Annotated in this window: 7 protein-coding genes and 3 pseudogenes; 3 read left to right on the forward strand and 7 right to left on the reverse strand. The window is 63.8% G+C overall.

The window, feature by feature from the left end; genetic code table 11:
* The first annotated feature begins 15 nt into the window (after nucleotides 1-15).
* A pseudogene (locus tag JVH1_RS09335) lies at nucleotides 16-1113 on the forward strand (IS630 family transposase).
* Nucleotides 1114-1414: 301 nt separating this feature from the next.
* On the opposite strand, the pseudogene manA reads toward JVH1_RS09335, so the two are convergent.
* A pseudogene (gene manA / locus JVH1_RS09340) lies at nucleotides 1415-2672 on the reverse strand (mannose-6-phosphate isomerase, class I).
* 35 nt (nucleotides 2673-2707) lie between these two features.
* On the opposite strand from manA, the gene JVH1_RS09345 reads away from it, so the two are divergent.
* Both JVH1_RS09345 and JVH1_RS09350 read left to right on the forward strand, forming a co-directional pair.
* A protein-coding gene (locus JVH1_RS09345; RefSeq protein WP_371112965.1) for an IS5 family transposase occupies nucleotides 2708-3519 on the forward strand; the annotation gives its coding sequence in 2 pieces (ribosomal slippage) (nucleotides 2708-3055 and nucleotides 3058-3519; 810 coding nt in all).
* Between the two features lie 241 nt (nucleotides 3520-3760).
* Entirely contained in the window at nucleotides 3761-4822 is a 1062-nt protein-coding gene (locus tag JVH1_RS09350) for an IS110 family transposase (protein WP_009480589.1), read from the forward strand.
* Nucleotides 4823-4871: 49 nt separating this feature from the next.
* On the opposite strand, the gene JVH1_RS09355 is transcribed toward JVH1_RS09350, so the two are convergent.
* The 6 genes and pseudogenes from JVH1_RS09355 to JVH1_RS09380 all read right to left on the reverse strand — a co-directional run bounded on the left by JVH1_RS09355 (nucleotide 4872) and on the right by JVH1_RS09380 (nucleotide 12133).
* Nucleotides 4872-5951 carry a sugar phosphate nucleotidyltransferase gene (locus JVH1_RS09355; RefSeq protein WP_009478738.1) on the reverse strand — a complete coding sequence of 360 codons (1080 nt, stop codon included), beginning with the start codon at nucleotides 5949-5951 and terminating at the stop codon, nucleotides 4872-4874.
* 402 nt (nucleotides 5952-6353) lie between these two features.
* A complete protein-coding gene (locus tag JVH1_RS09360) occupies nucleotides 6354-7820 on the reverse strand; it encodes a sugar transferase (RefSeq protein WP_371112966.1) in 1467 nt (488 codons plus the stop codon).
* Nucleotides 7821-8610: 790 nt separating this feature from the next.
* Nucleotides 8611-8826 (reverse strand): annotated as a pseudogene (locus JVH1_RS09365) (IS3 family transposase); the annotation flags it as partial.
* A gap of 43 nt (nucleotides 8827-8869) precedes the next feature.
* Nucleotides 8870-9175, reverse strand: coding sequence for a hypothetical protein (locus JVH1_RS09370; protein WP_009480802.1), 306 nt, complete (start codon nucleotides 9173-9175; stop codon nucleotides 8870-8872).
* Nucleotides 9172-11085 (reverse strand): tyrosine-type recombinase/integrase, encoded by a 1914-nt coding sequence (locus JVH1_RS09375; protein ID WP_043783108.1) that lies wholly within the window; start codon nucleotides 11083-11085, stop codon nucleotides 9172-9174. Before JVH1_RS09375 ends, JVH1_RS09370 begins: the two co-directional genes overlap by 4 nt.
* A complete protein-coding gene (locus tag JVH1_RS09380) occupies nucleotides 11051-12133 on the reverse strand; it encodes a tyrosine-type recombinase/integrase (RefSeq protein ID WP_268789437.1) in 1083 nt (360 codons plus the stop codon). Before JVH1_RS09380 ends, JVH1_RS09375 begins: the two co-directional genes overlap by 35 nt.
* Nucleotides 12134-12331 lie beyond the last annotated feature (198 nt).

The following is a 12331-nucleotide window of genomic DNA, read 5'->3' on the forward strand; positions in this document are numbered from 1 at the left end:
GGGTAGCATCGGGTGATGGCACTTTCTGGTCGCCCGAAGGCGGAGTTGGTTCTGTCCGGTGTCGAGCGTGACACGCTGCTCGGTTGGGCTCGTCGCGCGAAGACGTCGCAGGCGTTGGCGCTGCGGGCGAAGGTCATGCTGGCGTGCGCGGAGGGCGTGACGAACAAGGATGTTGCTGCGAGGCTTGGAATCTGGCCCCAGACGGTGTCCAAGTGGCGGGCCCGGTTCGTCAAAGATCGACTGGCGGGCCTGGCCGACGAGCCGCGGCCCGGTACGGCGCGCACGATCACCGACGAGCAGGTCGAGGCGGTGATCGTCAAGACCCTGGAGGAGACGCCGGCGAACGGGGACACGCACTGGTCGACCCGGTCGATGGCCCGTGCCACCGGCATGTCCCAGACCGCGATTTCCCGCATCTGGCGCGCTTTCGGCCTCAAGCCGCATCTGGTGGACACCTGAAAGTTGTCCACCGATCCACGGTTCATCGAGAAGGTCCACGACATCGTCGGCCTCTACCTCGCCCCGCCCGAGAAGGCACTGGTGCTGTGTGTGGACGAGAAGTCGCAGATGCAGGCGCTCGACCGCACCGCCCCGATGATGCCGGCGTGCCCGGCCGCAAGACCCACGACTACATCAGCCACGGCACCACAAGCCTTTTCGCCGCCCTCGACATCGCCACCGGCAAGGTCATCGGCCAGCACCAGCGACGACACCGCCATCAGGAGTTCCTCCGGTTCCTCGAGACCATCGACAAGAACACCCCCCGCCGAGCTGGACCTGCACCTGGTCTGCGACAACTACGCCACCCACAAGACCCCGGCGATCAAGACCTGGCTGGCCGCCCACCCGCGGTTCCATCTGCATTTCACCCCGACCAGCGGTTCCTGGTTGAACCTCGTCGAACGCTGGTTTGGGGAGCTGACCAACCGCAAGCTCCGCCGATCCACCTACCCCTGCGTGAAAGAACTCGAGACCGACGTCCAAGCCTGGATCGACGCATGGAACGACGATCCAAAACCCTTCGTGTGGACCAAAACCGCAGACGAAATCCTGGACAACCTCGCCAAGTACTGCACGCGGATTAATCAACTGAACAACAACTCAGAACACTAGTAGAGGTCGCCGATCTGGGCGAGGATTGCGGACGAATTCGTGGTGCTCGTGTGGGTGGCACTGTCAGTGCCGCTCGCAATTCAGATCGGGAAGGCAGCCAGACGAAAAGACCTGCACGCACACCGCATGCCGCGAAACGAGAAACGCGAAGGCGACCGTCCCGACCGCACGGCTGCCTAACACCGTTGTGTACGCGAGGAGATTTTCTGAACATTGATGAGAATGCCGTCGGCTGGACTAGAACAATCGTCAGACCGCTTCCTGCTCAGTGCCCTGCGGGTTTCCCTCCCGAAGGCCTTCGCTATGGTAGCCCACCAACACTGATTCCGATAGTGGCCACAACGATCTGCGCTTGATCTTTTCGGCCTGGAGACTGATCGCGGGATCCGATGCCGAAATCCACACAGCCTGACCCTGACGCAGATTGAACTTCTCCAGACCGGATGATGCCACGGCCGACCCCGCTGTGCACACGAGGATCTGAGGTCCATCGACTTCAATGCTGATCGCGTCCGGGCCATGCGGCCCTGACTTGTCGAGTTCCACGCGGGTTAGTTGAAATTCGGGTGCCGCTGTCTCGTATACAAGCGTTCCGTCGAGACCGTTGGCCGCAGGCCGCAGCATGGGCACCTCCAGCGGATCGAAGTCGAGCACCCGCAGCAACTCGGGCAAGTCCACGTGCTTCGGCGTCAGACCGCCGCGAAGCACGTTGTCCGAGTTGGCCATGATCTCAACGGCCGTCCCCCGGAGGTATGCGTGCAGGTTGCCGGCCGCGAGATGCAGGCCCTCCCCCGGCTCGAGGCTCACCCGGTTCAGCAGCAACGACGCCAACACACCGGGATCCCCGGGATACCGCCGTCCCAGATCCAGAGCGGTCTGCACTTCTGCGGCGAATTCACCGGCTGTGCCGTGGGGTTGCGCCGAAAGGTAAGGTTCGCATCCGTCAAGCACGTCCGTGATCAGGGTGACATCTGGCGACCCTACAGACATCCACTGGGTGAACAGCGCACGCACACCCGAGGAATTGGGATGCTCGGCAAGCTGCTCAACATATGGGTCGAGTTCCGCAACACCGAGGGCCGTCAACAATTCGGCTGTGCGCCGGGCATCTCGGAAACCGGCTAGCGCCTCGAACTTGCTCAATGCCACGACAAGTTCCGGTTTGTGGCTGTCGTCGCGGTAGTTGCGCACGGGCGAGACCAATGCGATACCGGCCGCGTTCTCGCGTTCAAATCCGTCGCGCGCCTGGGCTGCGCTGGGGTGCGCCGGCGGCGACAAGGGCTGCTCTGCAGCGAGGACCTTGAGCAAGAAGGCAGCCGGTCCTGAAAGATCTGCGCGTGGTTCGCGCCGAGTTGACGACGCGAGTCTGCTGCGATCTCATAGAGAAGCGATGTGGTGCGTCCGGCATCGAACAGCTGCGCCGGGTCTGCGGGATGCGCACCGAGCCACAGTTCCGCTTCCGGATGCTCCGACGGCGAGGGCCGTCCGGTCAACTGAGCGAGGACGGTGTGCGAACCCCATGCGTACGACCGAACCGCACCTATTAGAGGGTGTCTCATGTGGATGAAGTGACCTGTGGGACATAATGTGACGCGTGGTAGATGAGTTGTCACTGAGGTTGGTTCCGGATGCGTTGTGGGAGATAGTCGAACCGTTGATTCCTCCTTTTGTCCCCCGGCCGCAGGGAGGTGGCAGTGCGCCGGCCGATGACCGGGCGGTGTTCACCGCGATCGTGTACGTGCTCACCAGCGGATGTGGGTGGCGGCACCTGCCGCCCTCGTTCGGGGTGACCGTGCCGACCGCGCATCGACGGTTCAGTGCCTGGGTGCGGGATGGGGTGTTCGAGAAACTCCATTGCGAGGTGCTCGATCGACTCGGTAGCGCGGGCGAACTCGACTGGACGGCAGCGATCCTGGACGCGGCAAGCGTGCGGGCGAAAAGGGGGGCTCACTGACGGGTCCCAGCCCGGTCGACCGCGGTAAGAAGGGATCGAAGATCCACGTCCTGTCCGAAACGAATGGAATTCCACTGGTCGTGGGCGTGACCGGGGCGAACACCCATGACAGCACGATGCTGCAACCATTGGTGGCAGCGATTCCGGGCGTGAAGTCTCGGCGCGGACCGCGCCGACGCAAGCCGGGAAAGCTTCGCGCCGACAAGGGCTACGACTACGACATTCACCGACGGTGGCTGCGCGAACGAGGCATGGTCCCGCGGATCGCCCGCCGCGGCATCGAGCGAAACGATCGCCTCGGCCGGTACCGATGGAAGATCGAACGCACCATCGCCTGGCTCACCGGCTACCGGCGCATGACCATCCGCTACGAGCGCCACGGCGAACACTTCGCCGGCTTCCTTCACCTCGCCGCCGCACTCACCTGCTTCAAGAAGCTCCGACTTGTATGAGTGTCAGCGGTTCGTGATCGGGTCAGCTACCCGTAGCGTCCCGTAGCAGACCGGAAGGGCTGACTCGAGAAGCTCCTGTCACCCGCACGGTGGGTTGACCCTTGTGGGGTGTGTCCAACCCTCCCGGTCTGCGTTCGCGGAGTGACTGAAGAGAGGCGTGACCCCAAGCTGCTGTGAGAGGTACTTGAAGTCGGATTGTCCTCCGCGGATCCCATCCTGACAGAGAAGGGAACCGTCTTCCATGATCGTCATCGGTATCGACCCGCACAAGTCCACCCACACCGCAACCGCGGTCGACCCGGCCACCAACACCGACCTCGGCTCGATCCGCATCGACGCCACCCTCACCGGCTACAAGACGCTGATTGCCTGGGCCAAGTCCTGGCCGCAACGCCAGTGGGCGGTCGAGAATGCCTACGGCCTCGGACATCACCTTGCGCAGTGGCTGCTCGTCCTCGGGGAGGTTACCCTCGACGTTCCGACCACCGCCACCGCCCGGGTGCGGGAACTCTCCCGCGGCGGCCGCCGCAAGAACGACCGCATCGACGCAGCCGCGGCGGCGTGTGTGGCCGCGCTGCAGGGCGACGCCCGCCCGGTCGACCCGGAGGGTCCCGCCGAGATTCTCGGACTACTCGACGAGCGACGAACAAATCTGTCCAACAGTAGAACCCGCAACATGAATCAGCTGCATGCGCTACTGCGGCAGCTGCTTGCCGGGGGTGCCCCGACCTCGCTCACCGCCTCTGCGGCAGCCGCCCTGTTACGAAGCTTCCGCGCCAAGAGCCCTGTCGACTGGATGCGGGTCGGGCTGTGTCGAGATCTCATCGCGGACATCCGACGCCTCGACGACCAGCTCGCGGCGAACGAGAAGCAGATGGCCGAGACCCTCGACGAGCACGGCACCCGCCTGCGCGAGGTCGACGGAATCGGTGCGGTGACCGCGGCCCGGCTGATCGGCCGCACCGGTCGGCCAGATCGTTTCCCGACCGCGGCGGCCTATGCGAACTACAACGGCTCGGCACCGGTCCAGATCGCCAGCGCCGACACCGACCGGCACCGACTCTCACGCTACGGCGACCGGCAGCTCAACAGCGCGCTCTACACCGTCGCTGTGGTTCAGATCCGGATGCGCGCCAGCGCCGGGCGCAACTATTTCGAGAAGAAAATCGCCGAGGGCAAGAAGCCGGCAGCGGCCAGGCGCGCCCTCAAACGTCACCTGTCCGATCACGTCTGGCGCATCATGCTGTCCGACGAAAAGCGTCGTCTTCAACCAGAGAACAATCACTCCGCAAGGGCCGCTTGACAAACAGAGAGGCACCCCACATGAGACACGCTCTAAGTCGCTTCATGAGTCAGACATCCGTCGAGAACCGTACGCCGCCATCCGGTAACAGCACTCCCGGCCAGACGCGAGCGCCGCGCAGCAGCTCACACCGTGCACCGACATTCGCGCCGTCACCGATCACGGCATCGCGCACCAACGCCCGCGGTCCGATCCGGCAACCGAATCCCAAAATAGATCGTTCGATCACCGCCCCGGCCTCCACGTGGACGCCATCGAACACCACCGCACCATCCAGCCGCGCACCCGCACCGATCGACACGCCCCGGCCAAGCACCGTGCCACCGATCAGCAACGCACCGGGAGCAACCGCCGCACTCGAATGGATCAACGACTCACCGCGCTCCCCGGTGAGCGCCGACGAGGGCGCGATCCCGCGCACCAGGTCCGCGGAACCCGCAACGAAGTCCTCGGGTGTTCCCATGTCCCGCCAGTACGCGGCATCGACGTGCCCGAACACCCGCGCGCCATCCTCGAGCAGCGCAGGAAATATCTCGCGCTCCACTGACACTGGGCGCCCTGACGAGATCTTCTTAATCCACTCACGCTTGAAGACATAACAACCGGCGTTGATCTGATCAGTCGGCGGATCTGGCGTCTTCTCCAGGAAGGCGGTCACGCGGCCATCCTCATCGGTCGGCACGCAGCCGAATGGACGCGGATCGCTGACCCGGACCAGGTGCATGGTCACGTCGGCGGCGCTGTCGGCGTGTGCCTGCAACACGGCCCTCAGGTCGGTACCTCCCAGCACGTCGCCGTTGAACACCATGACGTTGTCGGCGCGGAGCTGAGGCAGGACGTTCCGGATACCGCCACCGGTGCCGAGCGGCTCGGTCTCGGTGACGTACTCGATGTCCAGGCCCATCGCCTCGCCTGTGCCGAAATGGTCTTCGAAAACCTCCGCCTTGAACGAGGTTCCCAGCACCACGTGGGTGATGCCCGCATCCTTGATCCTGGCAAGCAGATGTGTGAGGAACGGCAACCCCGCGGTCGGCAGCATCGGTTTGGGAGCAGACAGCGTCAACGGTCGAAGGCGGGTACCCATGCCACCGACCAGAATGACCGCGTCAGGCGCAGAGTCGATCCCCATGAAGTGCCTCCCCCTCGATGAAATGTGTGAATGTATTGAAACCCGATCTCGGGTCTTGCGCGAGTTGGCGCACCGCCCGGTCCCGCCGTCGATCGGCGCCCTGATTTCAACGCCATCGCAGCCGGTCCCGACAAGGGTCGTCTCCGGTCAGCGCTTCGTCTTCGTCAAACATTGAGCCGCCCGACGGATCCAGCGAACGTGCGGGTGACAACCTCGTCGGCGAGGGAAGTGGTACGGCCAGGCAGATACGGTCAACCTCGTGGCGGTCCCCGACACAATCGCCCAGCGTCATCTACTGCCGTGCGGCGGCAACCCACAACCTTTGAGCAGGTAGGCGATGCCTACATCCCTCTGGGTGGGTTTTGCGGTCGTCGGGAAGAATGCCGGGCTGGATGGCGATCATCAGTAGGCTCCATCGCTCGACACCACCGCCTTCAATGTTTTCCCGATGATCAGCACGTCACCCGTCATCGACCAGTTCTCCACGTAAGAAAGATCAAGCCGGACAGTCTCTTCCCACGACAAGTCCGATCGCCCACTGACCTGCCACAAGCCTGTGATTCCGGGCTTCACCAGGAGTCGGCGTCGCACGGTGCCGTCGTATGCCTCCACCTCTCGGCGCAACGGCGGGCGGGGACCAACCACACTCATCTCAAGGCGCAAAACGTTGATGAACTGGGGCAGTTCGTCAATGCTGAACTTCCGCATGATCCGTCCGACTTTGGTTACCCGCGGATCCTCCCGCATCTTGAACAGGACGCCGGCACCCTCGTTGGCCTTCATGAGCGCAGCGACCTGTCTGTCGGCGTCCACCACCATGCTCCGGAATTTGAACATCGGAAAGGGCTTACCGTCCAACCCCATCCGCTCCGACTTGTAGAACACCGGCCCATTGCTGGTGAGCTTGATCGCGACTGCGACGGCGAGCATCAGCGGGCTGATGGCAAACAGGGCCAGGCTCGCGAACACGAAGTCGAATCCGGTCTTCATGAACTTCTGAGCCCCGTGGTACCGAGGCTTCTCGACGTGAATCAGCGGAAGGCCGGCCACCGGGCGCATCGAAAGACGTGGACCCGCAACGTCCATCATTCCGGGCGCCACCACCAAATCCACATGGTGGGGTTCCAGGGCCCAGGCCAGGGCGCGCATACCGTCGTGGCCGAGGTGTTCGGTGGCCGTCACAGCCACAGTGTCCGCACCACAGAACGTCAACGCGCTCAACACGTGGCGCTCATCGCCGAGCACGGGGATTTCGCGCCCGCCGACCACGATTGCCTGCCCACACTCGGCACTACGCCCGGGAGTGCAGACGCCGACGACACGGTACCCATCGGCGGTACCACGCGAAAAAGACTCGGCGAGGCTACGCACTGACCGCTCACCACCGACCACGAGGACGGACGTCTGGAATTCTCCCCGGGCCCGCTTGCGCGCGACCACGCGGCGCCAGCACCATCGGCTGACAATGAGCCCCGCCAATCCGACCGGGAAGGCGATACCGAGGTAGAGCCGCGCCAAATCGATCCTGAACAGCAGAGATACGATCGCGATGATACCGAAGAGACGGATCGTGGAGGCGAAAATCCGCCGGTATTCCTCCGGGCCGCTCCCGACCACTCGAATCGTGCGGGTCCGAAAAATCACCAACGTGCCGAGCCACATGACGATGAGTGCCGCCGAGATGAGTGAGTAACTCAAGTTCGGGATCGCATGGGCCGAAGCCAGAACGTCGCGGTCGCCGAAGCGCACCCACTGCGCAATCGCTACCGCCGCGATCACGATCAGGGTGTCCGACATTGTCAATCTCCGAACGTAAGCTGCCTGCCAGTCTCGACGACTGCCAACCTTCCCAGCCCCCGCGACGCTCATTGAACCTTCTGCACCCACCGTGGGGCTGAGGGGCACATTGAATGCCGTAACCATCACACGCCTTCCACCTAAAGCCACCTAAAAGCCGTTCCCCGTCGGCCGCCCATGTGGCTCACGATGCATGACGGAAGAAGAAAGACCGCTCCCCCGAAGGCTGCCGACTAGATGATCGCACTCACGGCGAATTCATTACTGGCAAGCGTGAATCTTCCCAGAACAGCACCAGTGGCAACACCCAAACAGAACCGACTGGTCAGGCCTATTTCGTCGCCGCCGGGCCGCCCAAAACCCAACAGAACCCAGGTGGAATGTGATGGAAATCATAACGCGCTCCGGAACTTTCCCGGCGATGGCGTTCGAGTTACCGACGAGTAAGAGCTAAATCCTCTTGACAGCACGGCTTTCGAGTCATTCCCGAGCACGTCACCAGCCACGTCCGTTGAGACTCACATTTGCGTGACACTCACGGGTGAGCCGGCAGCCGAGCACGGTCAGCGCGTCTTTTCTACACGGAGCCAAGGGAACACGTCCGTCATCGCAGTCGGTTGGGCGAAACAGGGAAGGCAAACCGATGACAGTGTCGGCGAACTTGCCGACCCCTTTAATCAATGGCTTCGTTTCGCCACCAAAACCATACGTGGATCCGGGTTTCGCATGGGAAGCGGGTTTCCACTATCCCTGGGTCATCTTCCCTATGTCAGTGCGGCGGTGTGATGCTGATGTCAGCGCGGGAGCGCCATGCCCCAACAGGGGACTGCCCCCACCCTGGTTGACACACGGGTGTGCAGATTCAGGCCGCGTGTGCGGTCTGATGGAGCGTCTCATATTCGACGGGCGTCAGTCGACCGAGACGGCGTTGCCGGCGCCGCCGGTGGTAGGTCTTCTCGATCCACCCGACGATCGCCAACCGCAGATCCTCACGGCTGCTCCAGCGGCGCCGGTCGAGGACATTGCGTTGCAGCAACGCGAAGAACGATTCCATCGCCGCATTGTCACCACATTGACCGGCTAATCGCGGCCCAGTTTGTGCCGATCGAGGTCAGAATGGTTCATCGTCGGGGCGGTGGATTGCGGCGAAGGCGGCGCAGTTGTTCTTCGTGTTTGGTGACGGTGGCGGCGAGCGCCTCGACCACGGTGCGAAGGTGCGCGACCTCGGTGGCGAGACCGGTCAGGGTGCGGGCGTCGGTTTGTCGGGTGCGGTGTTCATCGACGACGGCGCGCAGTTGCTTGTCCCGGTAGAGCGTCGCCCGGCCGATCTGGGCCTGTTCGGCGACGGCGGTGAAGGTGATCGGCTGTCCCGTGGTGGCGAGTTCGGCGCAGATCCGTTCAACCCTGACCAGGGCGTTCTCGCTCATGCGGTGTCCGATTGCGCGATGAGCGCGTCGAGTCGGGACACGAGGGTGCGATGCCGCTTCGCCTCGTCGATCCATCCGCGCTTTTCCGCATCTTCGGCGAGATCGTGAGCATCCACGCGTTGTGCAGCGAGTACTCCGAGGTGGGTGGAGTCGGTGTGGAAGCTCGGGCAGTGCTCGCAGATGTTTGCGTAAGGGCAAGAGCCTTGCGCGGGTGCCCGCAGGCAGTAGCCGCCGGCCAGGCGCGATTTGATCGCCGGTGCGTCCTTCCACCCGCCGTCGGTGATGTCGGTGATCGGGAGCTGGGTTCGGCCGGTGGGCATCGGCCCGATGTGGCTTTTCGCCAGGTTCAAGGCGCGTTCGTATTCGGTGCGCACGGTGCTGTCGAAGAGATGCGCGTAACGCAGACTCATTTGGCTCGAGACGTGTCCGAGAAGTGCCATCAGCGCTTGCAGTGATACCCCGGCGTTAATGAGCGCGGTGGCGTAGGTGTGCCGGAGTTGGTGCGGCGTGACGTGCCCAAGGCCTGCCGTCTCGGCTGCTCGGTCCAGTTCTGCTCGCACCGCGTTCTGCGAGAGCCGCTTTCCGTGGTGCGTGAACAGGAAATCCGCGGGCGCCCCGGTGCGGGGATGGCGCATGGGTCGGCCGGGTGAGCGGGTGGCGGTGATGCGATCGACGAGGGTGAGGACCTCCTCGTCGAGCGGAACCATCCGTTCGGAGTCGAGTTTGCCGAGGGGGACCTTCAGCCAGGATCCCTGGCCGGGTATTTCGTGGATGCAGTCGAGTTCGAGGTCGAGGAGTTCACCGATCCGCAGCCCGCATGCCCGCTGCACCAACAGTGCATCGGCTGCCAGTCTGTAGGGCGAGTCCGACAGTGCTGCAGCAAGTTTGCGGTCAGCATCAACGGGTAGGTATCGAGGGAGGAAACGTTGCGGACGGGGCAGATCGGTGCGGAAGATCAGCCGCCGCGCGGGTACGTCGTCCCAGCCCCATTCGGTGATCTCGGCGAGAAAATTGCCGACCGCATGCACGCGCCGGATCCGGTCCGCGACGGTGATCGGCTCACCGGTGACGGTGTTGACGGTGGTGGTCAGTGAGGTGATGAACGGTTCGATGTGTCGGCGCCGGTCCAGCGCGGACAGCGAGGCGATGTCGGGGTCGATGGCGGCGAGGTACCTGCCAAAGTGCGCCAAGCGGGTGGCGAGACTGCTGACCGTCTTGGCCACGCAGGTGGCGCGTTTGCGGTGCAGGTAGGCCACGAACGCCGGACGCAGCGCCGCGGGGACGTCGGCCATCCGCTCGTCGAGGGTGAGCGGCGTGACTGCCGGTCGGGCTTCACTGTCGAGGATCCCGAGGTGAAAGAGAATCTGCCGCGCGCTGTGGGTGGTGCTCCGGTAGTGCCTCGCACCTCGGCCGGTGCGCATCTGGCGAATATCGCACGCGTCCAGCAGGTCCTGCACATCGCTCTCGCGTAGATCGGCCAGGGGACGTTCGGTTTGAATCAGCAGCCTCGCGATGATTTGCGACCCGATGGCCGATGCGACGCGCTGGGTGAATCCCAATTCCAATGCTGCGGAGATGAACTGATTCAGGTCCGGTGCGAGGCAACTGTCGGTCAGTTCGTGCCAGAGGCTCGCGAGTTTGCGGGAGACGAGGTAGTCGTAGCCCGGTTGCAGCCTTCGGCTGACCATCAGGAAGGTGATGAACGGACGGGTCGAGCAGTTCGCAGCCAACCGTGTGTCGAGGGGCAGGTCGGCCCACCGCTGGACCTGCGGCCAGCGCCGCAGGAACGAGCGAGCGGCTTGGGTGTAGGCGGTGTTGCCGCGACGGCGCCGCTCGAGGTGGACCAGGTAGGCGGCGTAGATATCCGCCGGACTCTCAGGTGCGGGCGCGTAGTCGTGTGCGGGCTGCATCGTATTCCGCCTTGACATGTGTTGGTGCCAAATGGATGTAGCGGGCTGTGCTGTCGACGTGCGCGTGCCCGAGCAGTGCTTGCATCACTGCCAGATCCACACCGGCTTCGGCCATCGCGGTGCCGAAGGTATGACGGAGTGCGTGCGGGTGCCCGGCGGGCACTCCGGCTTTGAGCCGGTGATACCGGAAGATGGTGCGCAGCCCGGCCGCCGTCAACGGCTTACCTCTGTTCGGGCCTTTGGCGACGAGGAACAAGCGAGTGCTCGACGATTCGGGCCGCTCGGTGAGCAGATACGTTTGGATCAGCCCTGCGACCTCCACATCGAGTGGCACCCGGCGTTCCTTCGCGCCTTTGCCCACTACTCGTATCCAGCGGGCGCCGATGTCAACGTCGGTAACTTCGAGGGTCAACAGTTCTCCGGATCTCAACCCGGACAGCAACATCAGACCGGCGAGGGATCGGTCCCGCCACGTCCGCAGGCTGGAGAGCAGGTCGGCTGTTTCCCGGCGATCCAGGGACCGTGGTAGTCGCCGCGGCTCCCGCAGGCGTAGAACCGATCGGCGTTTCGGTCGCACCAGGTGTCCGAGTAGACCGCTGCGCTCCTCGGCGCTGACTCTGCGGGCTTCCCGTCCGCTGGGCATCGGGTTGCGCAGGTCGGGTTCGCGCAGCGTGCGGAAGGTGAACAGCCCGGTCAGGGCGGCGAGCCGGTGATTGATGGTGGTCGCCGAGTAATGGTCGAGGCGCTTGCCGGTCATCGACAGCACGTTCGCGGGGCGTCCCACGATCGAGGTCTCGCGGCAATGCCGCATGAAGTCCAATACCGTGTTGGTGGTGACCGATTCGAGGTCGTAGTTCCGGGATTCGAGCCAGCGGCAGAATGCGAGCAGATCGTAGCCGTAGGCGCGCAGGGTACGTGGTGAATAGTTTCGGTCGGCGAGGTAGCCGAGGTATTGGTTGACCAGCGGGTAGTTGTCGGCATTGGGCCCGGACAACATCCAGGCGACGTCGGTGCCGGCCTCCAGACGCAGCGTGTGCTGATTCGTCATGAGACAGGTGTAACGCCACCGTCGATGGGGGTCAAGTATTTCCGTGGACGGCGTGTCGATTCATGGGTAACGATCCGGTGGATTAGCCGGTTAACAGGCATGCCCCCACCTTCCCCATAGAAGTGTGATGCGTTTGGGGTTGGGCAGGGCCGAGCTTCCTCGGCTGCCGGTCTCCCTTCGCCCGGCGGTGCGGGCATG

It is taken from the genome of Rhodococcus sp. JVH1 (assembly GCF_000280725.2).
Lineage (GTDB): Bacteria > Actinomycetota > Actinomycetes > Mycobacteriales > Mycobacteriaceae > Rhodococcus_F > Rhodococcus_F jostii_A.

Coding starts and splice junctions, on each gene's coding strand:
- JVH1_RS09380 (WP_268789437.1), bottom strand. CDS start 12,133: ATGACGAATCAGCACACGCTGCGTCTGGAGGCCGGCACCGACGTCGCC.
- JVH1_RS09375 (WP_043783108.1), bottom strand. CDS start 11,085: ATGCAGCCCGCACACGACTACGCGCCCGCACCTGAGAGTCCGGCGGAT.
- JVH1_RS09370 (WP_009480802.1), bottom strand. CDS start 9,175: ATGAGCGAGAACGCCCTGGTCAGGGTTGAACGGATCTGCGCCGAACTC.
- JVH1_RS09360 (WP_371112966.1), bottom strand. CDS start 7,820: ATGAGCGTCGCGGGGGCTGGGAAGGTTGGCAGTCGTCGAGACTGGCAG.
- JVH1_RS09355 (WP_009478738.1), bottom strand. CDS start 5,951: ATGGGGATCGACTCTGCGCCTGACGCGGTCATTCTGGTCGGTGGCATG.
- JVH1_RS09350 (WP_009480589.1), top strand. CDS start 3,761: ATGATCGTCATCGGTATCGACCCGCACAAGTCCACCCACACCGCAACC.